This is a genomic window from Parasphingorhabdus sp. (genome assembly GCF_039939955.1).
Lineage (GTDB): Bacteria > Pseudomonadota > Alphaproteobacteria > Sphingomonadales > Sphingomonadaceae > Parasphingorhabdus.
On record NZ_JBDVHS010000006.1, the window covers coordinates 472,693 to 499,446 of the forward strand.

Annotated in this window: 21 protein-coding genes; 16 read left to right on the plus strand and 5 right to left on the minus strand. The window is 53.9% G+C overall.

The genetic code is table 11. The features are described 5' to 3' along the window. Positions 1 to 7 precede the first annotated feature (7 nt). From ptsP to ftsH, 5 genes are all read left to right on the plus strand, one after another. On the plus strand, positions 8 to 2,290 hold the full coding sequence (gene ptsP / locus ABJG22_RS13365; RefSeq protein ID WP_348020764.1) for a phosphoenolpyruvate--protein phosphotransferase: 2,283 nt from the start codon (positions 8 to 10) through the stop codon (positions 2,288 to 2,290). 102 nt (positions 2,291 to 2,392) lie between these two features. Further along, positions 2,393 to 3,304 (plus strand): RodZ domain-containing protein, encoded by a 912-nt coding sequence (locus ABJG22_RS13370; protein ID WP_348020765.1) that lies wholly within the window; start codon positions 2,393 to 2,395, stop codon positions 3,302 to 3,304. Between the two features lie 120 nt (positions 3,305 to 3,424). After that, positions 3,425 to 4,282, plus strand: coding sequence for a hypothetical protein (locus ABJG22_RS13375; RefSeq protein WP_348020766.1), 858 nt, complete (start codon positions 3,425 to 3,427; stop codon positions 4,280 to 4,282). Between the two features lie 3 nt (positions 4,283 to 4,285). After that, positions 4,286 to 5,239: a tRNA lysidine(34) synthetase TilS gene (gene tilS / locus ABJG22_RS13380; protein WP_348020767.1), complete on the plus strand. Its 954-nt coding sequence runs from the start codon at positions 4,286 to 4,288 to the stop codon at positions 5,237 to 5,239. 167 nt (positions 5,240 to 5,406) lie between these two features. Continuing rightward, the gene (gene ftsH, locus ABJG22_RS13385; protein WP_348020768.1) at positions 5,407 to 7,359 is read left to right on the plus strand and encodes an ATP-dependent zinc metalloprotease FtsH; all 1,953 of its coding nucleotides are present in this window, start codon (positions 5,407 to 5,409) and stop codon (positions 7,357 to 7,359) included. Positions 7,360 to 7,456: 97 nt separating this feature from the next. Here the strand turns inward: ftsH and rpoZ are convergent, their stop codons facing one another. Then, positions 7,457 to 7,804, minus strand: a complete 348-nt coding sequence (rpoZ, locus tag ABJG22_RS13390; protein ID WP_348020769.1) for a DNA-directed RNA polymerase subunit omega — start codon at positions 7,802 to 7,804, stop codon at positions 7,457 to 7,459. Positions 7,805 to 7,954: 150 nt separating this feature from the next. Between rpoZ and ABJG22_RS13395 the strand changes: the two genes are divergently transcribed. Then, a complete protein-coding gene (locus tag ABJG22_RS13395; protein WP_348020770.1) occupies positions 7,955 to 9,166 on the plus strand; it encodes a phosphatidylserine/phosphatidylglycerophosphate/cardiolipin synthase family protein in 1,212 nt (403 codons plus the stop codon). 159 nt (positions 9,167 to 9,325) lie between these two features. Continuing rightward, the gene (locus ABJG22_RS13400) at positions 9,326 to 10,420 is read left to right on the plus strand and encodes a serine hydrolase (RefSeq protein ID WP_348020771.1); all 1,095 of its coding nucleotides are present in this window, start codon (positions 9,326 to 9,328) and stop codon (positions 10,418 to 10,420) included. Between the two features lie 3 nt (positions 10,421 to 10,423). Here the strand turns inward: ABJG22_RS13400 and ABJG22_RS13405 are convergent, their stop codons facing one another. Continuing rightward, a complete protein-coding gene (locus tag ABJG22_RS13405; protein WP_348020772.1) occupies positions 10,424 to 10,618 on the minus strand; it encodes a hypothetical protein in 195 nt (64 codons plus the stop codon). 88 nt (positions 10,619 to 10,706) lie between these two features. Next, the gene (locus ABJG22_RS13410) at positions 10,707 to 11,063 is read right to left on the minus strand and encodes a hypothetical protein (protein ID WP_348020773.1); all 357 of its coding nucleotides are present in this window, start codon (positions 11,061 to 11,063) and stop codon (positions 10,707 to 10,709) included. A 235-nt stretch (positions 11,064 to 11,298) separates the two neighbouring features. Here ABJG22_RS13410 and ABJG22_RS13415 point away from each other — a divergent pair, with 235 nt between their 5' ends. The 5 genes from ABJG22_RS13415 (at position 11,299) to ABJG22_RS13435 (ending at position 18,088) form a co-directional block, all read left to right on the plus strand. Further along, positions 11,299 to 12,318, plus strand: coding sequence for a metalloregulator ArsR/SmtB family transcription factor (locus ABJG22_RS13415; protein ID WP_348020774.1), 1,020 nt, complete (start codon positions 11,299 to 11,301; stop codon positions 12,316 to 12,318). Continuing rightward, entirely contained in the window at positions 12,315 to 13,271 is a 957-nt protein-coding gene (gene metF / locus ABJG22_RS13420; protein WP_348020775.1) for a methylenetetrahydrofolate reductase, read from the plus strand. Before ABJG22_RS13415 ends, metF begins: the two co-directional genes overlap by 4 nt. Further along, positions 13,268 to 14,317 (plus strand): homocysteine S-methyltransferase family protein, encoded by a 1,050-nt coding sequence (locus tag ABJG22_RS13425; protein ID WP_348020776.1) that lies wholly within the window; start codon positions 13,268 to 13,270, stop codon positions 14,315 to 14,317. The genes metF and ABJG22_RS13425 overlap by 4 nt, the downstream gene beginning before the upstream one ends. A gap of 104 nt (positions 14,318 to 14,421) precedes the next feature. Further along, entirely contained in the window at positions 14,422 to 17,037 is a 2,616-nt protein-coding gene (gene metH, locus ABJG22_RS13430) for a methionine synthase (protein ID WP_348020777.1), read from the plus strand. Between the two features lie 97 nt (positions 17,038 to 17,134). Continuing rightward, the gene (locus ABJG22_RS13435) at positions 17,135 to 18,088 is read left to right on the plus strand and encodes a right-handed parallel beta-helix repeat-containing protein (protein WP_348020778.1); all 954 of its coding nucleotides are present in this window, start codon (positions 17,135 to 17,137) and stop codon (positions 18,086 to 18,088) included. Positions 18,089 to 18,098: 10 nt separating this feature from the next. On the opposite strand, the gene ABJG22_RS13440 is transcribed toward ABJG22_RS13435, so the two are convergent. After that, on the minus strand, positions 18,099 to 19,772 hold the full coding sequence (locus ABJG22_RS13440; RefSeq protein WP_348020779.1) for an alkaline phosphatase family protein: 1,674 nt from the start codon (positions 19,770 to 19,772) through the stop codon (positions 18,099 to 18,101). A gap of 84 nt (positions 19,773 to 19,856) precedes the next feature. Between ABJG22_RS13440 and ABJG22_RS13445 the strand changes: the two genes are divergently transcribed. Then, the gene (locus ABJG22_RS13445; RefSeq protein WP_348020780.1) at positions 19,857 to 21,956 is read left to right on the plus strand and encodes a protein-disulfide reductase DsbD domain-containing protein; all 2,100 of its coding nucleotides are present in this window, start codon (positions 19,857 to 19,859) and stop codon (positions 21,954 to 21,956) included. A 43-nt stretch (positions 21,957 to 21,999) separates the two neighbouring features. Next, positions 22,000 to 22,614 (plus strand): redoxin domain-containing protein, encoded by a 615-nt coding sequence (locus ABJG22_RS13450; protein WP_348020781.1) that lies wholly within the window; start codon positions 22,000 to 22,002, stop codon positions 22,612 to 22,614. A 687-nt stretch (positions 22,615 to 23,301) separates the two neighbouring features. Here ABJG22_RS13450 and uvrB read toward each other — a convergent pair. Then, the gene (uvrB, locus tag ABJG22_RS13455) at positions 23,302 to 25,479 is read right to left on the minus strand and encodes an excinuclease ABC subunit UvrB (RefSeq protein ID WP_348020782.1); all 2,178 of its coding nucleotides are present in this window, start codon (positions 25,477 to 25,479) and stop codon (positions 23,302 to 23,304) included. Between the two features lie 139 nt (positions 25,480 to 25,618). On the opposite strand from uvrB, the gene ABJG22_RS13460 reads away from it, so the two are divergent. Together ABJG22_RS13460 and ABJG22_RS13465 are read left to right on the plus strand one after the other, a co-directional pair. Further along, a complete protein-coding gene (locus ABJG22_RS13460) occupies positions 25,619 to 26,161 on the plus strand; it encodes a DUF3617 domain-containing protein (RefSeq protein ID WP_348020783.1) in 543 nt (180 codons plus the stop codon). A gap of 185 nt (positions 26,162 to 26,346) precedes the next feature. Next, positions 26,347 to 26,745 carry a VOC family protein gene (locus ABJG22_RS13465; protein WP_348020784.1) on the plus strand — a complete coding sequence of 133 codons (399 nt, stop codon included), beginning with the start codon at positions 26,347 to 26,349 and terminating at the stop codon, positions 26,743 to 26,745. The last annotated feature ends 9 nt before the right edge of the window (positions 26,746 to 26,754 follow it).

Below are 26,754 nucleotides of genomic sequence, written 5' to 3' on the forward strand. Positions count from 1 at the left end.
GAAAACCATGCCCGTAACTGTCCCCTCCAGTACCAAGACAGCCCGCAACATCCTGACCGGTCTGCGATCCATCATGGCATCGCCTGGCAATGCGCAAATTAAATTGAACAAGGTTGTCGATACGATCGCCGATGCGGTGAGCAGCGAAGTCTGCTCGATCTACTTGCGCCGCGATGGCCTGCTGGAACTATTCGCCACCCGCGGGCTCAATGCAGAGGCAGTCCACGTCACAAAGCTTGCCGTCGGACAAGGGCTGACGGGCTATATCGCGAAAAATGTCGAAACGCTGAACCTGGACGAGGCTGCCAGCCACCCTGATTTCCAATACCAACCAGAAACCGGTGAAGAAAAATTTCACAGCTTTGCCGGCGTACCAATCATCAGAAATCAGAAGTCCATCGGTGTGCTATGCGCCCAGCATGTAGAACCGCGCCGCTATTCCGAAGAAGAAATCGAAGCGTTCCAAACCGCCGCAATGGTTTTGTCCGAACTGATCACCAGCGCCGAATTTGTCGACGACAATATTGCGGAAGAAACGGCGACATTGGACAATGGTGCGAACAGCCTCAGCGGCTTGAAGCTGGTCAAAGGCAAAGCCAGCGGCCATGCCGTATTCCATCAGCCCCGGGTAAAAATTGAACATACGGTGGCAGAAGACACCGAGGCAGAGCGGCATCGGGTCTATTCGGCATTTGACAAGATGCGTGACCAGATCGATCAGATGACCAGTCAGGCAGAATTCGGCATTGGCGGCGAGCATGAGGAAGTGCTCGAGACCTATAAGATGTTTGCCTATGACGAAGGCTGGAGCCGGCGCATCAACGAGGCAATCGACAGCGGCCTGACTGCCGAAGCAGCAATCGAAAGGGTTCAACAACATACCCGCATGCGCATGCGGCAGATTGATGATCCGCTTTTGGCCGAACGCATGCACGATCTCGAAGATCTCGCCAACCGGCTGCTGCGCATCGTTTCCGGACAAATGGGCACCGCGGCAAAAATGGGGCTGCGACAGGACACAATTTTGATCGCCCGCAATCTCGGGCCGGCGGAACTGCTTGAATATGACCGGCGGAAGCTGAAAGGCGTGGTGCTCGAGGAAGGATCCTTAACTGCCCATGTCACGATCATTGCCCGCGCGATGGGTATACCGATTCTCGGTCAGGTAAAAAATATCCGTCAAGTCGTGCGGGACGATGACCATCTTCTTCTCAATGTCGACGAGAATACATTATTTGTGCGGCCAAGTCCCACTATGGAGGAGGCCTTTGACGCACAGTTGGAACTGAGTCAGAGAAAGCGGGCCGCTTATTCCGAATTGCGTGAAAAAGAAGCCGTAACGAAAGATGGCGTGCGGATCACCGTCAATATCAACGCCGGTTTGCGTGATGATATGGCTCTGCTCAATCTTACAGGCGCAGACGGTATCGGCCTTTTCCGGACCGAATTTCAGTTCTTGGTCGCTGCCACCATGCCGGGACGCGTTGGCCAGACGCGCTTCTACCGCGATGTGCTGGATGCTGCAGGCGACAAGCCCGTCATATTCCGAACCGTCGACATTGGTGGCGACAAGCCCCTGCCCTATTTTCAAGCCAGTGAGTTTAAGGAAGATAATCCGGCCATGGGTTGGCGCGCCATCCGCATTGGCCTGGAAAGAAATGCCCTCATGAAAGTCCAGGCGCGTGCTTTGATTGAGGCTGCGGCCGGACGAAAATTGAACATCATGTTCCCAATGATCGCCGAACCCTGGGAGTTTGACGAAGCCAAGTCGGTCTTTGAACGCCAACGCGCTTATCTGCGCGGCCAGAAAAAAATGCTGCCTTCGCAGATCCGATATGGCGCCATGCTTGAGGTTCCGGCCTTGGCAGAATGTCTGGATTTGATGGCTGATCGACTTGATTTCCTGTCGGTCGGGACCAATGATCTCACCCAGTTTCTGTTCGCTGCTGACCGCAGCAACCCAAAATTGGCCGAACGGTTTGACTGGATGAGCCCGGCTATTCTTAGATTCATGCGTCGGACCTCGGACAATGCACAACGCTATAATATTGATCTCAGCATTTGTGGAGAAATGGGCGGCCGCCCGTTGGATGCTTTAGCGCTTTTGGGATTGGGTATCCGGAGTTTATCGATCACCCCGGCTTCGGTTGGGCCGGTCAAAGCAATGGTGCGGTCGCTTGATCTCGGACAAGCGAAGCGGGAGATTGAGGCAATTTTGCAAGAGGCTCCCGCCGACCCGAGAACCCGGCTGGAACAGTGGGCAGGTGAGCATGGAGTCGATCTAGATTGATTGCCTCTTTGCCAAACAGGCGACGAATTTTCCGCTGATCGGCTAAAAAATGGTAAAATGAGCCCGATCGATAATGATAGTCATTGACTTTTGCCCCACAAAATGGCTTTTTTTACAAAGGAATATCCGGGAACGTGCGAAAAGGGTCGCAAGATGATCCGGCCGAGGGGGTATGGAGTGGCCGAAGAAACCATAGACGATGAAAATGTAGAACTAAATCTGCACAACACTGGAGAAGTGTTGCGACAGGCGCGTGAGCAGCAAAATCTGTCGTTGGAAGATATCGCCAAAAAAACCCGCATTCCACACAGGCACCTCAGTTCAATAGAAAATGGTGACTTTGAAGCGCTTCCTGGACGAACCTATACTATCGGTTTTGCAAAATCCTACGCCAGAACCGTTGGGCTAAGCGATGCTGCTATCGGCAGTCAATTACGCGAGGAGATGGAACAAAAAGGTCATGGAGCTTTCCAACCGGAAATGAGCGGATATGCTCCGGCTAGTCCGTCCAGCATCCCACCCCGCTATCTGGCGTGGACGGCTGCGGCTATCGGTGTCCTGGTGCTTGCCGGCTATATGGCTTGGCGCACGTTGGTGCTCAATCCGAGCGAGACAACCGCAATTACAGGACACGACGCGAACCCTGCGACCGAAGTCGTTTCTGAAAATATCAATTCGCAGACAATCGCAAACAGCGCGCCCACGCCATCAACAACCGGAACCGTGGTACTGACTGCGACCGAAACCGTCTGGATGAAAGTCTATGATGGCGAAGGAACCCGCCTGTTCGAAAATCAGATGTCACCCGGAGACACATTCACGGTTCCAGCTGATGCTAACGAACCCCAGATACTGACCGGGCGCCCTGATGCCCTGACCGTTACGATAGATGGACAGGTGGTGCCACCATTGGGCACCGCTGAACGGACGATCAAGGATGTGGGCGTCAGTGCAGCAGCCTTGCTTGCCCGGGAGCCAGTGAGCCCGCCTGCAGCAGACCTCTCGACCGACTAAATAACGCATGAAACACTGGCGGTCTGACGCACGATAAGGTCCAGCCTGAACTGGGCGCTATTTTCTTTACTTTTCAGAGCAGTATATGGTTAATATACGCCAAAATCAGCGGAGGCTTTGATGAAGACATTCGGTATCACAATCCTGCTCACAAGCTTGCTAATCAGCGCACCAGCTTCGGCACAAAATGCAAATGTAGACAAGCGCGTAGATCGGCTTGAACAAGAAATGCGCGCGGTTCAGCGCAAAGTTTTTCCCGGTGGTTCTGGCAAGTTTTTCGAGCCCGAAATCACAGCGGAAAGCGGCCCTGCAGCGCCGACGACTGCAATCACCACATCGGCCGTTACCGATCTGATTGCCCGTGTCGATGCACTGGAATCCAGTCTGGCAAGCCTGACAGGTCAGGTCGAAGAAAACGGATTCCGACTGAAAAAAATCGAAGACCGGTTGGCGGCAGCCGAAGCGAAAGCGACCGAAGCGGAAGCAGCAACCAGCACATCAGCCTCGCCTGCAGTAGCGGCGCCAGAGGCTACAGCTGATCCGGAAAGGGTTGAAGGCGTTGCCGCTATCGTCATGCCAGACACCGGAGATGCCGGGGAAGATGCATATATTTATGGGTATAGATTGTGGGAAGCCAAATTCTATCCTGAAGCACAGACTCAGCTGAAAAAAACGGCGGAAGAACACGCCGATCATCGTCGTGCGAGTTTCGCCCAGAATTTGCTCGGCCGCGCCTATCTCGATGACAAAAAACCCGCCTTGGCCTCGGTCGCCCTCTATGAAAATTATCAGAAAAGGCCCCGCGGCGAACGCGCTCCGGACAGCCTCTATTTCCTGAGCACGGCGCTAGTGCAACTTGGCAAAAAAGACGATGCTTGTCGGGTATTGGCAGAGATGCAGGACGTTTATCCGGAAGTCGCCAATGGCCGGCTTGCCAATCGTGTGACATCGGGCAAGACCGCCGCCAACTGCAAATAGATCATGGGCAAGGAAACGGCCTCGCTCAACAATCGGTTTGCAGCGGCCCTGGAACGGCTGGTTCCTGCGTTACAGTCAACCGATCAGAAGCTGGGGCTAGCAGTATCGGGAGGCCCCGATAGCCTTGCTTTACTGCTGCTGGCATCGCAGGTCTGCCCTGGCAGGATCGCAGCCGCGACCGTTGATCATGGATTGCGCCCTGCTTCTCGAACAGAAGCGGAATTTGTCGCGTCTATCTGCCATGAACGCAACATCCCGCACACGATACTCAAGCCGGTCATACCTATCCGCGGCAGCATCCAGAGCGCTGCAAGACGCGCGCGCTATGGATTGCTGCATGACTGGATGAAGGAGGAAGACATCCACTGGCTCGCAACGGCCCATCATGCTGATGATCAATTGGAAACCATGATCATGCGGATATTGCGTGGGAGCGGTATCGATGGGATGTCAGGCATCAGGGAAAAACGAGGCGATATTATCCGTCCCTTGCTACATTTTCAAAAATCAGAACTAGAAACCTATGTTGCCCATCAAGGCATTGATGCGGTCAATGATCCCTCCAACCATGATCAGAGTTTTGACCGCGTGCGGGTGCGCAACACGCTCAAAGATTTAACGGGATTTGACACCAGTCTTTCCAGCCAGAGTGCAAGCGCATTGAACGCCGCCCGTGAAGCCATTGAATGGGTGGTTGAGCAGCTTGCCGTGGAACATATTGAAAGGACAGATGTCGGCTGCACGCTATCTAAAACCGAGTTTCCATCCGAGATTCAACGACGCCTATTGTTAAAATCCCTGCACATTTGCGATCCCGCACTGTCCCCACGCGGCAGCCAGATTAGCCAGACAATCTTGGCGCTCAAAAAGGGTGAAACCGTCACATTGGGTAATATTCTATGTCGCGGGGGTGAAACGTGGACATTTCAGACAGCTCCAAAGCGGCAGAATAGCTGAACTTTCTGGCTCTTCGTCATTGATATCCGCCACGATCGTGCAGAATGGTAAAAACATTGCCGTTCATATTGTCATCCGCCGCAAAAGTCCTATCTTTAAAGGAGCAAGAAAATCACGGCGTGATGCCGTCCATCGGCCGCAACAATGATTACAGGACATGATACGCAATGAATGACGAACAGGATCCTAAAGAAAACCCCTGGATGAAGAGCATGCTTATCTGGGCTGGCGTGATCGTTGTGCTTCTGCTCACTGTATCGATGTTTGGCGCTGGTGCCTCATCGGATGCGGGAACAGGAATCAGCTATTCATCCTTCCGCAACAAGGTCGAAGAAGGCAGCGTGAAAAGCATTGCTATCGCGCCCGACAAGATCACCGGCGAATTCACCAATGGCGACAAATTCTCGACCACCCCGGTGGGTAGCGATCCCTCACTGGTAGATCTGCTGGATGACAAAGGTGTCGAATATAGCGGCAAACCACAAGAGCAGGCCAGCATCTGGCAGCTCATTCTCGTTCAATCACTGCCTTTCCTCTTGATCCTGGGCATCGCCTTTTTCGTGCTGCGCCAGATGCAAAAGGGCAGCGGTTCCGGAGCTATGGGCTTTGGCAAGTCCAAGGCAAAGCTGCTGACCGAAAAACAGGGCAAAGTCACTTTTGAAGATGTTGCCGGTATTGATGAAGCCCGCGAGGAGCTCGAAGAAATTGTCGAGTTCCTGAAAAACCCCGGCCGCTTTGCCAAGCTTGGTGGCCAAATTCCAAAAGGCGCATTGCTTGTTGGTTCGCCTGGTACTGGTAAAACGCTGCTGGCGCGGGCTATTGCCGGCGAAGCGGGCGTACCGTTCTTCTCCATTTCCGGTTCGGACTTCGTCGAGATGTTTGTCGGCGTCGGCGCCAGCCGTGTCCGCGACATGTTCGAACAGGCCAAGAAAAACGCGCCGTGCATCGTCTTCATCGACGAGATCGATGCCGTCGGGCGCCATCGTGGCGCTGGCTTGGGCAACGGCAATGACGAGCGCGAACAGACGCTGAACCAGCTGCTCGTCGAGATGGACGGTTTTGAAGCCAATGAAGGCATCATCATCATTGCTGCAACCAACCGTCCTGACGTGCTTGATCCTGCGCTGCTCCGTCCCGGTCGTTTCGACCGGCAAGTGGTTGTTCCGCGCCCCGATATCGAAGGCCGCGAGAAGATTCTGGCTGTGCATATGAAGAAAGTGCCCTTGGCACCGGACGTCAATGCCCGCACAATCGCGCGTGGCACGCCGGGATTCTCTGGTGCCGATCTCGCCAACCTCGTCAACGAAGCCGCACTGATGGCGGCCCGCCGTGGCAAACGGATGGTCGCGATGAGCGAATTCGAAGATGCCAAGGACAAGGTCATGATGGGCACCGAACGGAAGTCCATGGTGATGACCGAGGACGAAAAGAAAATGACCGCCTATCACGAAGCCGGCCATGCTCTTGTATCGGTCTATGAACCGGCATCTGATCCCATTCACAAGGCGACGATCATTCCCCGTGGCCGGGCCCTTGGTATGGTTATGCGCCTGCCAGAGCGTGATAATTACAGCTATCACCGCGACAAGATGCACGCCAATCTGGCGGTATCCATGGGTGGACGCGTCGCCGAGGAAATCATCTTCGGCTATGAGAAAGTATCTTCCGGTGCGTCTGGCGATATCCAATATGCGACAAAACTCGCACGCGACATGGTCACCCAGTGGGGCATGTCCGACGAGATGGGACCTCTGCAATATGAGGAAGAGCAAGGCGAAACCTTCCTCGGCTATTCGCAATCCCAGCGCGTGCACATGTCGAATGAGACAGCCAAAAAGATTGATTTGGAAATCCGCAAGTTGATTGATGACAGCTATGATCGCGCCAAGCATTTGCTGACGAAGCATGAGGATCAGCTCCACGCCCTCGCCAATGCCCTGCTAGAATATGAGACGCTGTCGGGCGACGAGATCGACGAACTCGTCGAAAACGGTAAGCTCGCGCGGCCAGACGGTGATGTCGTCAAACCCACCGCAGTACCATCGGCCGGCACATCGATCCCGAAAGCAGGGCGGAAGAAAAAGGGCCCGTTTGGCGACCCCAAACCGCAAGGCGCTTAACCTTCCAACAATGGAAGCCAAAAGAAAAGGCCGCTCGGGATTATCCCGGCGGCCTTTTCTTTTATCTCAATACGAACAGCGCGATAGCGCGACTGGCTTAGCGGCGACCATAGTCTCCGGCGACACCAGCACTACGTGGTGGCGCAGCAGCCGTAAGGCGAAGGGCTTCTGCCGACTGGCTGATCGAACCGATTTCATCCGGTGTATCATCATCATCGATGAGAACCTTCTGAAGCGATTGAGTCAGGCTTTCCTGCAGATCCTTCGGCTTGACCGTTTCTTCTGCAATCTCACGCAGAGCCACAACCGGGTTTTTGTCACGGTCGCGGTCAATAGTCAGCTCAGCACCGCCAGAAACCTCGCGTGCACGTTGGGCGGCAAACAATACCAGATCAAACCGGTTTGTTACTTTATCGACACAATCTTCAACCGTAACGCGAGCCATAAGGCGCTCCTGATTCTGCAAACTTTTGGAAAATGAGGCCTGCATCTAGGCATCGGGGCGGGATTTGTCAACAAAACTGGAGTCTCACATTGCTCTGACAGCAATCTAATGAATTGTCGGTAGGCTGACGATAATCTATGTCTCCAAATCATGGCAAACAACAGCGTCAACAGCTCAATATTACAACCCGATGCACCACAATGGTGTGCCGTCGGAGAGAATCGGCTGCGCCTTGTCCACAGGTCGGCGGAGCGCCTCTCCGCTGTACAAGACATTATCAAGGCAGCTGAGAAAAGCCTGAAGCTGTTTTTCTATATGTTCGAAGATGATCGCACGGGGAAGATGACCCTCGACCTTTTGATCGATGCTTGCAAACGCGGTGTAGCGGTCGAAATGATAGTCGACAGTTTCGGTTCCAACAGCAGCTCTCGAAAATTCTTCGAGCCGTTGATCGAAGCGGGTGGAAAATTCCGAATTTTCATTCCCCGATTTTCCACTAGCTATTTTATCCGCAATCATCAGAAAATGATCATCGCAGATGAATGTTGTGCCCTGATCGGCGGATTCAACATTGCCGATCAATATTTTGAGATGCCCATGCGGGAGAAGGATGGCGCGTCGATTAGCGATAGCTGGGAGGATCTTGGTCTGGTGATCAAGGGACCCGAGGTTGCGAACCTGAATCAATATTATCAATTGCTGTCCAACTGGGTCTACCAGAATAATGGCAACGTCCGTGCTCTTCGGAAAATGCTGCGAAACTGGGATGCCGGGGACGGTCCGTTTCGCTGGCTCTTGGGCGGACCGAGCAATCGCTTGAGCCGTTGGGCATGGGCGATCAAGAAGGACCTTGAAAAGGGCAGCAGCCTAGATCTGGTAACCGCCTATTTTTCGCCGGGCCAAGGGCTTTTGCGTCGGATCGGCGGCTTGTCGAAACGGGGCGGGAAAAGCCGGATTATCTTACCCGGGAAAACCGACAATGCGGCCACGATCGGCGCGAGCAGATTACTATATGGATATCTACTCAAACGACGCGCGCATCTTTTCGAATACCAGCCCAAACGGCTGCACATGAAATTGGTGATTGTCGACGATGCCGTTTATATTGGTTCGGCCAATTTTGACCTGCGCAGCCTGTTTATCAATGTTGAAATGATGTTACGGATCGAAGATGCGACCTTCGCCGGTCGAGCGAGAGAGGTCATCGACATTTTGCACGAGAACACAAAAGCAATCACCCCGGAACTGCACAAGTCCCGCCAGTCTTTTCTCAACCGTCTGCGCTGGACCCTATCCTATTTCGTTGTAAATACGCTGGACTATAGCGTTACACGCAGACTGAATTTTGGCGTCAAGAAATAGTGGATTTCTGTTGAGCGTCACCAGGTTTTCGGGCCAAGGCCAGCAATCTGTCGCAGCAGAAGAATCGTTCATCGCAATCCTCGATTATGGCCCTGTTCAGACAGAGGCACTTAGCTAGAAGGCTATATGAGTAATCCGATAGTAGATGATCGACAGTATATGACCTCTTTCCGATATATATGGATGTTGCTGCTAACCGCGACATTGACCGCATGCGTATCCCCTTCCAATCGATCGGTAGCACGGCCAACGCAGTCCACACCGCCGCCCACCTATCAAAACCCGGCACCTGCGGCTCAGCCCCGAGCTGATCAATCTCGTCAGAAGCCGAATCCTGCGCTAGTTCGCGAAATTGCTGAACTATGGCGGGCCTTCCCGGGCAAAACCGGAATTGCCGTCAAACGGATCGATGGCGAATGGGAATTTGGTCATCGGGTCGACGAATATTTCCCGCAGCAAAGTGTATCCAAAATTTGGGTCGCCATGACCATGCTCGACAAGATCGATCAAGGCCGGGCATCGCTCTCGGATGCCATCCGCATTGGTAAAGAGGACCTGACGGTATTTTACCAACCGATGGCGGCTGAAGTGGAGCGGGAAGGTGCTGTCGTTAAATCTGTCTACACCTTGCTTGAGAAAGCTCTGGCGAGCAGCGATAACACCGCAAATGATGCTTTGCTTCGTCATGCAGGCGGCCCGGAGGCGGTGCGCAGCTTTGTCGCGAAAAACTCTCTCGGGAAAATTCGCTTCGGTCCCGGAGAGCGATTGCTGCAAAGCGGAATAGCAGGCGTCGAATGGAAACAGGACCTGTCTTATCGGCGTTCATTCTATGCCGCCCGGGCCAAAATACCCGTTGAAGAACGCCGGCAATCGCTGAACGCTTATCTCGCCGATCCAGTGGATGGGGCGAGCCCCCGCGCAATTGTCCGTGCTCTGGATAAATTGGCCCGTGGTGAGCTGCTATCCAGAAATTCAACGCGATTGTTGCAATCCATATTGAAACGCACACGGAGCGGCCCGAAACGATTGAAAGCGGGCGTACCAGCAGGCTGGGAATTTCTGCACAAAACCGGTACCGGACAGGTTCTCGGTTCAGTTGCAACCGGATATAATGATATTGGTATCATGACCGCCCCAGACGGCACACGCTATGCCGTGGTCGTAATGCTGGGCAATACGACGGCTTCTGTTCCAGAGCGGATGCGTTTAATGCAAGCCGTGACGCGAGCCGTGGGCCGATACCACCCGAACTAACCTCTATTCAGTCGCAGCGGGAACCGTTGTCTTATTGTCGATCAGTTCCGGCAGTGCGTTACGCTCGTCGAGCATTTTAGCCGCTTCATCCAAAGCTTGCGCTTCACCGACCGTCACGCCGCCAGGGCCGGGATCATTGGGTGCAGAACCGCAAGCGGCCAAACCGGACAGCATCATGAAAAGGAAGATGTTTCTCATGCGATCTCTATAAAGCCAATTCCGACAGGACCATAGACAAAAAAAGGGCCACCCGGAGGCAGCCCTTTTTCTTCAAATCTTGAAAAGCTTATTCAACTACTTTTTTCGCAGCAGCGGCAGCTTTGTCTACTGCACTGTTGGCAGCATCTTTAACGGCATCGCCAGCAGCATCAGCAGCATCACCAACGGCATCAGCAGCGTCGCCTGCGGCATCACCAGCAGCGTCAGCAGCGTCGCTAACTTCTGCGGTTGCGTCAGCAGCAGCATCACCCATGGCGTCTGCAGCGCCTTCAGCGGCATCCATGGCATCATCAGCAGCTTCTTCTGCAGTTTCTGCCATGCCTTCCACGGCTTCTTCTACGCCGGTGTCAGCATTTTCTGCACCAGAACATGCGGCCAAGCCGAGTGCTGCGACCATTGCGATTGATGTTGTAACTTTTTTCATTGGGATAACCCTTTGCTATATTCCTAAAAAACCAAGCAGGACGAGAGTATTTTTACCCCCATGAACCTACGGTGCGTGTGTTTAGCGATATGGCGGAACGAACGCAATGAAGAACCGGTTCAGGCATTTTCTCAGATTGTAAATTCTCGTAGGTTAGCGCTCGAGAATAAAAGCCAACCCTATATAAACAAGCCGATTGACCAGATATAAAGATTTCTTTATATACCATTCCATTATGAACCACATCCTAGACATTTTTAGAGCCTTGGCGGACCCTACACGGTTACGAATCGTACTGTTGTTGCAAAAAATGGAATTGGCGGTTGGCGAGCTGGCGCAGATTTTGGATCAAAGTCAGCCCCGCATTTCTCGACACATAAGAATATTAGATGAAGCCGGGCTAGCGGAGCGCCGCAAAGAGGGGAGTTGGGTCTTTTTGAAACCGGGCCCAGCGGCCGAACTTGAAACCTTGGGACGTATTTTCGGTTCAGACTCCGTCGCAAAGTCCGAACAGGCCCTGCAAGATCAAGCACAGCTCTCATTAGTCCGCAAGGCACGCGCAGACATGGCCGAGCAATATTTCGCCGCACATGCCGAAGAATGGGATGCGATCCGGTCGTTACATATCGCAGAAACAGAGGTTGAGCGGGCGATGCTGGCGTTGCTGCGAGACACGCAGATAGGAAAAATGCTGGATGTCGGGACCGGTACCGGGCGGATGGTCGAACTATTCGGGCCATCGGCACAGTCCATAGTGGCCATCGATAAAAGTCCTGAAATGCTGCGGCTTGCTCGGTCCAAATTGCTAGAAAGCGAAGTCCATAGCGGATCAAACTTGGTACAGAAAACGGAATTGAAACAAGGCGATTTCAACCAGCTGCCGGCCTCTAACGAAACCGCGGATAGCGTGATCCTGCACCAAGTCCTGCATTATGCCCAACATCCAGAGGCTGTGTTGGTCGAAGTGTCCCGTGTGTTGAAGCCGGATGGAATCGTCCTGATTGCAGACTTTGCCGCACATGACCGGGAAGAGCTTCGCACCGAACATGCACACGCCCGACTGGGCTTTAGTGATGATAGTATGAAGCGATGGCTTACCGCATCAAAGCTAGAGCTAACCCAAAGCAGAACGCTCGATGGCGGTGAACTGACGGTAAAAATATGGGTCGCCAAGAAACCCACGGTCACCAGATTGAAACCCAATTCCGAAAAATCATCCCCCCAAACCAAAAACTTGAAAAGAGCGACAGCATGAGTAATTCAACACGGCCGATGGCTCTAAGCGAACTGGAAGAAGCAAAACGGGCTCTCGATGTTCCGCTATTTGCCGGGCTAAGCGGCGACGCGGACGTCTCTTTTGAGTTTTTTCCTCCCAAATCGGAGAAGATGGAAAAAACGCTATGGGATAGCGTGGTGACCCTTGAACCACTCAACCCGCGGTTTGTGTCCGTAACCTATGGTGCTGGTGGAACCACCCGCGAACGCACGCATGCCACAGTCGCAAGAATAGCCAAGGAAACCAATATTCCGGCGGCGGCCCATTTGACATGCGTCGGCGCCAGCAAGGATGAAATAGCAGATGTCGCGCGCTCATATTGGGAAGCAGGCGTCCGGCACATTGTTGCCCTGCGCGGCGATCCACCTTCAGAAGGCCAGGCTTTCGAACCGCATCCGCAGGGCTATGCCAGCGCAGCGGATCTGGTCAAAGGTCTGAGCGATATTGCACCGTTTGAAATATCGGTTGCGGCTTATCCGGAAACCCATCCCGAAGCCAACTGCCCGCAAAGCGACCTCGACAATCTGAAACGTAAGCTAGACGCCGGTGCAAGCCGAGCAATCACGCAATTTTTCTTCACCGCAGAAGCTTTCTTTCGTTTCCGCGACGCCGCCGCTGCTGCCGGCATTGATGCAGAGCTTGTGCCGGGCATTTTGCCGGTGTCGAATGTCGCCCAGACCCGCAAATTTGCGGGCATGTGCGGCGCGGAGATTCCGTCATGGATGAATGATCTTTTCGAAGGGTTGGATGACCATCCTTCGGCCCGCCAACTGATCGCTGCCACGGTCGCAGCGGAACTATGCCGCAAACTTTATGCCGGCGGCGTCCGCCAATTCCATTTCTACACGCTCAACCGGGCCGAACTCAGCTACGCGATCTGCCATTTGCTGGGCAAGCGGCCCGGCAGCACGCAACAGGAGCAAGCGGCATGACCAGCGCACGCGAACAACTGCAAAAATTGGCCGCAGAGCGCATATTAGTATTCGATGGCGGCTATGGCACCGCAATCCAGAACTATGGATTGGGCGAACGGGACTATCGTGGCACTCTTGAACTAACCGATGATCAAAAAGGCAATAATGATCTTCTCAGCCTGACCCGGCCGGATATTATCGAAGCCATTCACACATCCTATCTCGAATCCGGCGCCGACATCATAGAAACCAATACGTTCAGCTCGACCGAGATCAGCCAGGCCGACTATGGCTGTGAGCATCTGGTGCGCGATCTGAATGTCAAATCCGCCGAAATTGCACGCTCGGCCTGTGAAAAAGCCGAAGCAAAAGATGGCCGCCCTCGCTTTGTTGCTGGATCTGTTGGTCCGACAAACAAGACGCTTTCGCTATCACCTGACGTAAATGATCCGGGCTTCCGCGAAATTGACTATGATTATCTGAAGGGCGTCTACCGGGCCCAATGCGACGCGCTGATCGATGGTGGAGTCGATTTTCTCTTGATCGAAACCATTTTCGACACGCTCAATGCCAAATGCGCCGGAATGGCGGCCATGGAAGCAGCCGAAGCCAGCGGCCGGGATGTGCCGTTGATGGTTTCCATGACCCTGACCGATCTATCGGGACGGAACCTCTCCGGCCACACGGTCGAAGCCTTCTGGCACGCCGTGCGTCATCTGAAACCGCTTACCATCGGTCTCAATTGTTCCTTCGGTGCCGACCAGCTCCGCCCGCATCTCGCCATGCTAGCGAAGGAAGCGGATACGCTGGTCATGGCCTATCCCAATGCCGGTCTACCGAATGATCTGGGCGAATATGACGAAATGCCGGAAGAGACGGCCGAACTCATCGAAGACTGGTTGAAGGACGGCCTGGTCAATATTGTCGGCGGCTGCTGTGGCACAACGCCGGAGCACATCGAGGCCATTGCCAAAACCGTCACGGGGTGGGACCCGCGCAAGATACCCGCCATTGCGGTCCACACGCGCCTTTCCGGGTTGGAGCCATTCAATATGGCTGCTTAAACGATCAGAATTTCGGTTCGGTTCGAAGACAAGCGCGGAACGAACCAAAGAAGAATAACTGCCTTTCGTCTGCACGCGAGGCCAACGGATAATATCACAATATTATGACACAGCCCTCTTCCACCAATTTCGTCAATGTCGGCGAACGCACCAATGTTACCGGCTCTGCGCGGTTCAAGAAGCTCATCCTCAATGATGATTATGAAGCCGCGGTAGAAGTCGCACGCCAGCAGGTCGAAAATGGCGCACAGGTGATCGACATCAATATGGATGAAGGCCTGCTCGACGCCCATCATGCGATGACCACCTTCCTCAAGCTGATCTCCGCCGAACCCGATATCGCGCGGGTGCCGGTAATGATCGACAGCAGCAAATGGTCGGTGATCGAGGCCGGTCTGAAATGCGTGTCCGGCAAACCGATCGTCAACTCTATCTCGATGAAGGAAGGCGAAGAGGAATTCCTCAAACATGCCCGCAAATGCATGGCCTATGGCGCCGCCGTCGTGGTCATGGCCTTTGATGAAACCGGTCAGGCCGACACCAAAGACCGCAAGGTCGAAATCTGCGAACGGGCTTACAAGCTGCTCACCGGGATCGGCTTTCCACCCGAGGACATCATCTTCGATCCGAATGTCTTTGCAGTGGCCACCGGCATTGACGAGCACCGCCGCTACGGGCTGGATTTCATCGAGGCCACCCGCGAGATCAAGGCGCGCTGTCCGCACGTCCATATTTCGGGCGGCCTTTCTAACCTGTCATTCAGCTTCCGTGGCAATGAACCGGTACGCCGGGCCATGCACAGCGTATTTCTCTATCACGCCATTCCGGCCGGTATGGATATGGCAATCGTCAACGCTGGACAGCTTGATATTTATGACGACATTGATCCGGAACTCCGCGACCATTGCGAAGATGTGGTACTCGACCGCCGCGATGACGCAACCGACCGGCTGATCACTCTTGCCGAAAAATTCCGCGGCACCGATGCCGTGGCTGAAAAAGCGGCGGCAGAATGGCGCGGCTATGAAGTGCACAAACGGCTGGAACACGCGCTGGTCAAAGGCATCGACGCCCATATCATCGAAGATACCGAGGAAATGCGGCTTGCGGTAAAAGAACGCGAAGGCCGCCCGATCGAAGTGATTGAAGGCCCGTTGATGGACGGCATGAATGTCGTCGGCGACCTGTTCGGTTCGGGCAAAATGTTCCTGCCGCAGGTGGTAAAATCCGCACGCGTGATGAAAAAGGCAGTCGCCCATCTCTTCCCCTATATCGAAGCCGAGAAAGACGAAAATGCCAAAGGCAAGGGCAAGATCATCATGGCCACGGTCAAGGGTGATGTGCACGATATCGGCAAGAATATCGTCGGCGTGGTACTGCAATGCAACGGCTTTGAGGTGATTGATCTGGGCGTGATGGTCGCCTGGACCGATATCCTGAAGGCCGCCAATGAAAATGACGCGGACATCATCGGCCTGTCGGGGCTGATCACGCCATCGCTGGATGAAATGGTGACCGTCGCTGAAGAAATGGAGCGGGCGAAAATGCAAATGCCATTGCTCATCGGCGGGGCAACCACATCAAAAACCCATACGGCGCTACGCATTGAACCGGCGTATAGCGGCCCAACCGTCTATGTTCTCGATGCCAGCCGTGCGGTGGGCGTCGCTTCCCAATTGGTCAGCGACACACAAGCGACCGATTTTGTCGCTAAAACCCGGGAAGATTATGAACAGCTCCGCATCGCACGAGCGGGCAAGACCAGCAAGAAATTGGCGACATTGAACGAAGCGCGCGCCAATGCAGCCAAGGTCGATATGACCCGCAAAGCCCCCGCACCGGCAAAACCGGGGCTGCACATATATGAAGACTGGGATCTTGCGGAATTACGCGATTATATCGACTGGACGCCCTTTTTCCGCGCGTGGGAACTGGCTGGCAATTATCCCGCCATCCTGACCGACGAAATCGTCGGCGAAAGCGCCAGCGACCTGTTCCGCGATGCCCAGAAAATGCTCGATCAGATTATCGACGAAAAATGGCTGACCGCAAAGGGAGTCGCCGGTATCTGGCGCGCCAGACGGGACGCCGATGATATTCTTGTTTCTCCGGAAAATGAAGAATTCACCTTGCCAATGCTGCGGCAACAGGTTGTCAAACGTGGCGGCAAGGCAAACAATTGTCTCGCCGATTTTATCGACACTGAAAATGATTGGATCGGCGGCTTTGCCGTCACTGCCGGTCATGGCATCGAAGAACATGTCCAGCGCTTCGAAATGGACAAGGATGATTATAACAGCATCTTGTTGAAAGCCCTCGCCGACCGATTGGCCGAAGCGTTTGCCGAACGCATGCATGAACATGTCCGGAAAGACCTGTGGGGCTATGCCGCAGAAGAGGACTTGAACAACAAGGATTTGATCCGCGAAAAATATCAGGGCATCCGCCCTGCCCCCGGCTACCCGGCCTGTCCGGACCATAGTTTGAAACCGATCCTGTTCGATATGCTCAATGCAACAGAGAATACCGGTATCGAACTGACCAGCAGTTTCGCAATGACACCCACCGCTGCTGTGTCGGGTTTCTATTTTGCGCACCCGGAGGCAGACTATTTTGGTGTGGCGCGGATCAGCGAGGATCAAGTGGAAGAATATGCAATCCGGCGCGATGTCCCCATCGACCGGGCCCGGCAATGGTTGCGCCCCAATCTCAACGAATGATCCGGTCAGCCAGAATTCATCTGGGACAGCCTAAGTTTTTACATTGTTTGATATCGCCGCAAGCGGTATTGAAACGGGGCTCTTCTCGTAATTCAGGATGATCGATATGAACTTCAACACGCCATTGGCCGCCGCGATCATATCGATATCTATTGCCGGTACCGCTGTAAAAGCACAGGAAGATGCCCCCTTCACGGTGATGGAAACCGGAGAGACCTATCAACAGCTATCGGATGCAGTTGACGCCATTGGCGGTAACAATGCGACGATTGTCATCGCGCCCGGCGCCTATCGCGATTGTGCGGTCCAGTCGGCGGGCCGCATAACCTACAAGGCGTCGGTCCCCGGACAAACAATTCTGGACGGCGGTATCTGTGAAGGGAAAGCGAGCCTCGTCTTGCGCGGCAAAGCAGCCACCATCGACGGAATCATATTCCAGAATCAACGGGTGGTCGATGGCAATGGAGCGGGCATCCGGATCGAACGGGGCGATCTCTATGTCTATAACGCGATGTTCCGGAACGCCGAGCAAGGTATATTGAGCGCCAATGATCCCAGCGCCGAGATCGTAATCGATCGATCAACCTTCCAACGCTTGGGCCGCTGCGACCGTGGCCTGTCCTGCGCGCATAGCATCTATATTGGTTATTTCGGTTCGCTCAAGGTTACCAATAGCCGTTTCGAAAAGGGCAGTGGCGGGCATTATGTCAAAAGCCGGGCACCCCGCGCGACCATCAACAACAATAGTTTTGACGATACGCAAGGGCGCACGACCAACTACATGATCGACCTGCCAGCCGGTGCTACCGGGGTGATTAGCGGCAATGTCTTTGTGCAAGGCGAGAATAAGGAAAATTGGAGCGCCTTCATCGCTGTAGCCGCCGAAGACAGAGACCATAGTTCGACAGGCCTCAACATTCATTCCAACAGCGCGTCGCTCGCCGAAGGTATAAAACGCTACACTTGGTTTGTTGCCGACTGGAGCGGCGATCAACTGCGCATTGCCAACAACAGCCTAGGCCCCGGTTTGACCCGCTATCAGCGGCGCTAAAACCTCTAGCTTATTCGCAGCTATTCGCCCAACCACCGTCGATATCCAGACATTTACCGTCTATTTCGTCCGCCGGAATTTCCACGCCGATAAGCGACGCCAAAGTTGGCGCAATATCGACGGTCATCACGGACAACGGCTGCTCAAAATGCTGCATGCCTTCTCGCCAAAACAGGATCGGAACGCGGCGGTCATAGTCCCATGGACTGCCGTGGGTTGCCACATAGCCGCGCGCGGTTGAAGCAATCGGAGTGACCGCCTTTTTAAGTAGAACGATAAAGTCGCCGGACCGGTCCGCATGGAAAGATGCGCGGGCGCGCTCGGCCAGCGTCCATTCTTCCGGAGCACCGCGCGGCATCGCCATCTCTGCAAGATCATCATGGTCGAGCACCGCTTCTACCTGAGCATGAGCGGCAATGAACGACATGGCACGGTCTTTCACTTGCGCCCGCTGTTCTTCGGACAGGTCCAGGCTGATATAATAGTCGCCAAATGGTGCATCCGCATAGAGAACCGGTTTCCCGTCAGAGATTTGCAAAGCCTCGGCCACTTTCTTGCCAATGGTTTTTGCGTTGAGATCGGCATCAACCCGCTGTGCGGCCGGAACACCCTGAATGCTCATCCGTTCCGGCAGATCGAGACCACCATGATCGGCCGTTAGCATCACGACATAGTCAATGCCTTCGCCATCCAATAGATCAAAAAAATCGCCAAGTGATCGATCCAGCGCGCCCATCTGAATGCACATTTCGAGGCCTTCGGTGCCGAAGGCATGACCAATGTAATCGGTCGCAGACAGCCCGATCGACAACACGTCGGTTGCTTCACGCTGCCCTAGTTTCAGGTCATTCAACAGCGCCGTTGCCGCTGATATCACCGAACTGTCAAAATCAGGAGACAGACGGAAAATCCGCGCTGCACCGTCTGGACGCTGGAAGGCATAATCACCAACGGACTGTCCATCGCCGTGGACGATTTTGCTGCTACGCGCCGTACAATGGGCAGGTGCGGCATAAGCGGGACGGGCACGATTGATTTTCTCCGCGATATTCTCGTTCAGCGCAGCCATTGATGGCAATGTCTTCCGGTCCGGGAAAGTGGTAAAGCCGATACCTTTCCACCAATAGATATCATCAACGCCCTTGCCGCCCATCATCAAAGCAGAGCGGTCTTTACCAGCCACTGCGACATTGCGGGACTCCGGCGATATCATCTTCAACCGCTCGCCCAGCGTGGGCACCAGTAAATGCCATGCCGAGGCGACATAATCGTCCTGCATGGGGGCCGTGATATCGCCAAAGCTGGTGCCTTCAATACGTTCATCTTCGGCGCAATAGACCGTTTTATCTTCGCGCTTGATCGACAGATCAATCCAGTTATTTGCGATAATCCCGGCGCGTCCAGAGTGCACACCGGTCATGATCGTCGCATGGCCCGGACACGTCTCCGTGGCGGCATGGGATTGATAGCCAGAGGGGAATACCACGCCGCTCGCCAAGCGTTTCAGGCCGCCGGTGAAGTTGCTACGATATTCGCTGAACAAATCGGCCGACAGCTGGTCAACGGAAATGGCGACAACCAATTTTGGTTTGGCTATTTCTGCATCTTTGTGATCTTCGGCATTTGCGGTACCAGAAAATGTGATAAACGCCGTCAGGGCTGTAACTATGGTCGATTTTTGCACGAATGGTCCTCACTGATGAAAGCAGCTATAGAAAGCGATCGGCCAATAGCCTAAATGCATCAAAACAGGAAATAGTGAGTTTCTATGACATTTGATTTTCGTATATTCACGATAATATTGGCCTTTGTGGCGCTGGCTCTCGCCCCGACGGCGGAGGCCCAGAACCAGCTCGGCAATACGGAATTAAATGTACCGGCCACATTGATGGCCGAATCGCAACAGGTAAAAGCCGGGCAAAGCGTTACGCTCGCCTTTGTCATGGAGCCGAAACCGACCTGGCACGGCTATTGGGAAAACCCCGGTGATGCCGGCATTGGCATGAGCTTCGATTGGACTTTGCCGACAGGCGTGACCGCTGGAGAACCGCAATTTCCTGTACCCGATAGGCTACTGATCTCGAGTATCATGAACTATGTCTACAAGGGTGATTATGCGATTTTGGTCAACCTGGCCTTATCGGACGCGGTCCAGCCTGGCCCCTTGCCGATTTCCGTAAAGTCGGAATGGCTTTCCTGCACCGACGAGATTTGCGTGCCAGAGCAAGATGAGTTGTCGATCACATTGCAAATTGTCGACAAAGACACAGCGATCGTCCTGAACGAACGCTTCAATGGCTTTCGCGATGCCCTGCCCCGACCATTGGGTAGCGACGCAAGCTTCGCGGTCAACGATGACCAGTTCCGCTTGTCGATTCCTCTTCCAGCCGATGTCGATGTTGGCACCCCCTATTTCTTCATCAAGGAAGACGGAATTGTCGACTATGCGGCCGCTCAGAAATTCAATCGCGATGGCGACCGCCTGATCCTCGAAACCGCTGCGCGCGGGGATGGACTAGAAGAAATCAACGGCATTTTGAAAATCGGTAAAGACATGGGCTTCCTGTTTAAGGCCAGCAAAGGTGAAGTCGCAATGACGGGCTTACCCCTAGCCAATCCTCTGGCCGATGACGGCCCGACACAGCAGGCAGGCGCGTCGTTGCTCTTCCTGGCGTTAGGCGGCGCCTTATTGGGTGGTCTGTTGCTCAACCTAATGCCCTGCGTCTTTCCTATACTCAGCCTGAAAGCCATGAGCCTTGCTAAAGCGGGCGGAGATGAAACGGTCGTTCGGCGCGATGCATTGGCCTATACTGCCGGCGTCGTTTTGGTCGCCACGGCGCTGGGCGCAGTTCTCCTCGGCTTGCGGTCCAGCGGAGCAGCGGTCGGCTGGGCGTTCCAGCTACAAGATCCCCGGATTATCTTTGTCCTACTCGCACTGGTGACCGCTATCGGTCTGAACCTCGCAGGCCTATTCGAATTGCCCAATGTTAATTTCGGCAACAAGCTGACTCAGAAAGACGGCGCTGCCGGATCCTTTTGGACCGGTGCGCTCGCCGCCTTTGTCGCCACGCCCTGCACCGGTCCGTTCATGGCCGCCGCCTTGGGGGCAACCATCATCTTGCCACCGATTGCGGCGCTGGTGATTTTTGCAGGTCTGGGCGTCGGCCTTGCTTTGCCGTTTCTCCTTATCGCCTTTGTACCAGCCATTCGCAGTCGCCTGCCGAAACCCGGCCCTTGGCTGGACGGGTTCCGCAAAGCGATGGCGATCCCGATGTTCCTCACCAGCATCGGCCTCATCTGGCTGCTGGGCCGTCAGATCGGAACCGACGCTCTAGGCCTCTCGCTAATCTTCCTCCTCGCTGTGGCTTTGATCCTGTGGTGGTTCGGTGGCGGACAGATCAAGGGACTGTCACGCGGGATGTTGACCAGCGGCGCAATGACCGCCGCGATCATTGGCGGTGTTCTTGCCCTCCCCAGCGACGCAGCCATGAATAGCCAAAAACTTGCGAACACATCGACTGCTACGTTACCCAGCGAACCGTTTAGCGAGACGCGCCTCTCTGAACTACGCGCATCGGGCGAACCGGTTTTTGCCTATTTCACAGCCGACTGGTGCATCACCTGCAAGGCCAATGAGGCCGCCGCCATTCAACGCACCGAAACCGCCGACGCTTTCGAAGCGGCTAAAGTCACCGTCCTGATGGGTGATTGGACTCGGCCAGATCCTGAAATCAGCAAATTTCTGGAGAAACATGGCCGCGCTGGCGTGCCACTTTATCTCTATTATGCACCCGGTGAAAATCCGGTAATTCTGCCGCAACTTCTAACCGTGGCGACACTGACCGATCTCGTAAACGGACCAGCGTGAGGTCGAAAACTCTACTCAATCCTTCAGTGATCGGAGACAATGAATGCGAAACCTTCCCACTATAGCTCTAGCGTCTATCGCTGCGATCTCGCTTGCAAGCCCACTTGCCGCGGCCCAAAGAAACGGAGCGATCGCGCAAGATTTCAAGCTCACAGATGTGAATGGAAAAACGGTCCAGCTCTCACAATTTCGCGGTAAAACCGTTGTACTGGAATGGCATAACCCTGGCTGCCCCTTTGTCGCTAAACATTATCGCAGCGGCAATATGCAAGCGGCACAGAAAACCGCGCGGCAGCAAGGCGTGGTCTGGCTAACCATCAACAGCGGCGCAAAGGGCAAACAGGGCCATATGACGGGCACCGAAGCGAAAACGTTGATCGCCACTCAGAATATCCAATCGACCAACTATCTGTTCGATACAAAAGGCCTAGTGGGCAAAGCCTATGGCGCCAAAACCACGCCGCATATGTATATCATTAATGGCACTGGAGAATTGGTGTACCAGGGCGCAATCGACGACAAGCCCACGGCGAACCCCGCAGACATCAAATCTGCTCGCAATCACGTACTTGCCGCCCTCAAAGAGATCAAATCCGGAGACAAGGTCAGCGTTGCCCAATCCCGGCCCTATGGCTGTCCGGTCAAATACGCTTCCTAGATTTTCTGAAGATTGCAGGACTGGCACACTAACTCTAAACGCCTACCAGTCCTGCGTTCATGAATCTACGAACAGGACGATGGCTTACGAGCCCCCCCGTTAAGCCTTCAATCTAAAGTTCTCTTAGATCCAATTGCGAAGCAAATATCGCGCATTGCTATTCCGAGTGGTCGGGAGACATATCCAATACACAACACGGATATGCCCCCCGCCTCTGTTCCGACAGCGTGCGACCCTGTCCGAAAGGCGCCGCCGGTCAAACCCTCCCCTACAACCGAACAGGATTCACCTGCGGAGAAGGGAAATTTATGTTTTTTGATGCTGGCTACATTCATACCAGCGCGCTGGCACTTTGCTGTTGGGCCAGTCGTTTTCAATGCAATCTGTATAGAGGCCCTATAGCGAACCCAAGATGAACGGCCTTGTAAACTAGTGTATTTTATTACAACCTATTGAATTAATATTAGGTTTTTTTGAAATAAATATACAAAGTTTAATAACAATATTTGCGCAGAAAAAGGCTGTTCTCGACCGTTATCGAAAACACCTAACTTTCCAAATAGTTACAATAGACATCGATTCGTTCCCCGTAGCCTATCGGTACAGGGCCCGAAAATCGCTACTCGGGCTTGCGGAACGGGATGGCCAAGCTATTGGCCCAAATCGACCTGTCCTCAATCGAAATGATCACATTTTCCGCTGTGTGCGGCCATATTTGCCCTTGCGCGTTCCGGGTCGCCCTTCGGTTGCCCTGCCCTTGGGTTGTGCAACCTGCAAGTCAGCAGGCAAGCCAAGTTCTTCCGCCTCTAGCTTGCGGATTTCGTCACGCAGACGGCCAGCTTCCTCAAACTCCAGATCAGCCGCAGCATCGCGCATCCGTTTTTCCAAGCTTTCGATATGCGCTCGCAGATTATGACCGACCAGATGTTCTGTATCATCATCAATAGGCACGGTGACCATATCTTTGGACGCCACATGGGCGACGATATCGCCGATATTCTTCTTGATCGAAAGTGGAGTGATCCCGTGTTCCAGATTATATTCAACCTGCTTCTCCCGACGGCGATCAGTCTCGCTGATAGCGCGCTCCATCGAACCAGTCATGCGATCGGCATAAAGAATGACCCGCCCATCGACATTCCGCGCGGCGCGGCCGATGGTTTGGATCAGTGACGTCTCACTACGCAGGAAACCTTCCTTATCGGCATCCAATATCGCCACGAGACCACATTCCGGTATATCCAGCCCCTCGCGCAGCAGGTTGATGCCGACCAACACATCATAGACACCCAGCCGCAAATCGCGGATCAACTCTATCCGTTCCAACGTCTCGACATCGCTATGCATGTAGCGAACCTTGATCCCAGCTTCGTGCATGAATTCGGTCAGATCTTCGGCCATCCGCTTGGTAAGCGTGGTGATCAGGGTCCGGTAGCCCTGTTCCGCTACTTTGCGGCATTCGTTGATCACATCATCGACCTGATCCTCTACAGGTTTGATCTCAACAGGTGGATCAATCAATCCGGTCGGGCGAATGACCTGTTCGCTAAACACGCCGCCTGTCTGCTCCAATTCCCAGGAGCCCGGCGTCGCCGACACGCTGACCGTCTGCGGCCGCATGGCGTCCCACTCGTTGAAGCGCAACGGCCTGTTGTCGATACAGCTTGGCAAACGAAAACCATATTCTGCGAGGTTGATCTTACGGCGGTGATCGCCCTTGGACATAGCGCCGATCTGCGGCACCGTCTGATGGCTTTCATCGACGAACAGCAGCGCATTGTCCGGTAGATATTCGAACAAGGTCGGCGGCGGTTCCCCCGGCAGACGTCCGGTCAGGAAGCGCGAGTAATTCTCGATCCCTGCACAGCTGCCGGTGGCCCCGATCATCTCGAGATCGAAATTGGTGCGCTGCTCCAGCCGCTGATGCTCGATAAGCTTGCCTTCGGCTTCCAGTTCCTTGAGCCGCACGCCCAGCTCCAGCTTGATGGCTTCCATCGCCTGCTTCATCGTCGGGCCCGGCGTAACATGGTGCGAATTGGCATAGATTCGGACCCGGTTCAGGCTCGCGCCCTTCTTGCCGGTTAAAGGATCAAATTCGACAATCTCTTCAATCTCATCCCCAAAAAAACTGATCCGCCAGGCCATATCCTCGTAATGCGACGGGAAAATCTCCAGATTGTCGCCTCGCACCCGGAAATTGCCCCGCGCGAATGCCTGATCATTCCGTTTATATTGCAGCGACACCAGCTTGCGGATGATATCTCGTTGATCAACCGTTTGATCTTTTTTCAAATCAAAGATCATTGCGGAATAGGTTTCCACCGATCCGATGCCATAGAGGCAAGATACCGACGCCACGATGATGACATCATCGCGTTCGAGCAACGATCGGGTCGCGCTGTGCCGCATGCGGTCGATCGCTTCGTTTACCGAGCTTTCTTTCTCGATATAGGTGTCGGACCGGGCGACATAAGCTTCCGGCTGATAATAGTCATAGTAAGACACAAAATATTCAACCGCATTGTCCGGAAAGAAGTTTTTAAACTCTCCGTAGAGCTGCGCTGCCAAAATTTTATTGGGTGCCAATATCAGAGCCGGTCGCTGCAACTCATCTATCATCTTGGCCATGGTGAATGTCTTACCGGATCCGGTAACACCAAGCAGCACTTGGTCACGCTCGTCCTCGCGCATGCCAACCACCAGTTCCTTGATCGCAGCCGGCTGATCGCCAGCAGGTTCAAAATCGCTGACCAGCTTGAACCGCTTACCACCTTCCGACTTATCCGGACGGTTGGGCTTGTGCGGTACAAAATCGTCGCCGGTTTCCGGTTCCGCCAAACCTCTTCTGATCACCAATTCTGTCATGGAGATAATATGGAACAAAAAGGGTCCAATGTCATCCCCAGAATAGAGTTTCCTCAAGGATCGATGTTGCAGAAAATTTACATTTTCCGATTGTCAATCTATGTATAGCTATGGGGCTTCAACATAGAGGGAATATTTTGTGAACAAATTACTATTTTCAGTGGCTGCGCTAAGCCTGATGGGCGGTTGCTCAGACAAAGGGGCGGACCATGACGGCGACGGAAAGATCACGACGGCAGAAGTCATCGAGGAAATGAATGAAGTTACCCTTGAACCCGGTGAATGGGAAAATACCGTCGAAATAGTAGATGTTGCAATCGATGGGCTGCCAGAAGGTACGCCAGCCAGCATAATGGACAGCATGAAGGGGCAGGTCACGACCACCAAGTCCTGCATCACCGAGGAAGAAGCCGAAAATCCTGGCGCACAGTTTTTTGCAGCACAGGCGCAGAATAATTGCGAAGTCAAAAAATTTGATATGAGCGGCGGTGCCGTATCATCCGAAATGGCTTGTCGCAATATGGGCGGTTCACCCGGTGATATGACCATAGCCATGGATGGCCAATATGGCCCAAGCAGCTATGACATGACCATGAATATGGAGGGCGGCGCATCAGGCATAAAAATGAACATTTCCGCAAAGAGCAGCGGCAACCGGATCGGTTCCTGTCCGGTTGAATAAATTCAGCTATAGCGGCAAAAAACAGGACGGCAGGAGCTTATAGTTCCTGCCTTTTTTATTGGATCGCCGGCCCCACGCTACGCTGGCAGAAAAATGACCTCGCAGGTTATTGCATCTAATATCACGGCTGATAAGTTTCACTACGAAACCGAATCGCGAACAACGAGATTTTCAGGAGAGAGTAGATGATCGCCTACACCATGCTGGGTACCAACGACAAAGACCGGGCCTTCGCTTTTTACGACGCCTTGTTCAAAGGAACCGAGATAAAGCGACAGTTCAAAACACCCTCCGGCGGGCAGTTTTATGGCAAAGGACCAGGTGAGACCTTGCTTTGCATCACATCCCCATATGATGAAGCCGAAGCCTGTCATGGCAATGGAACGATGGTCGCATTGCAGTGTGACACGACCGAAGAGGTTGATGCCTATCATGCACGTGCGCTTGCACAGGGAGCCACCAATGAGGGCGATCCGGGCTGGCGCGCTCCGGACATGTTCTACGGTGCCTATTTCCGTGATCAGGACCAGAACAAGATTTGTGTCTGCAAAACAAACTTTGCAGCAATACCGGTCAAAAATTGAGGAGAGAAA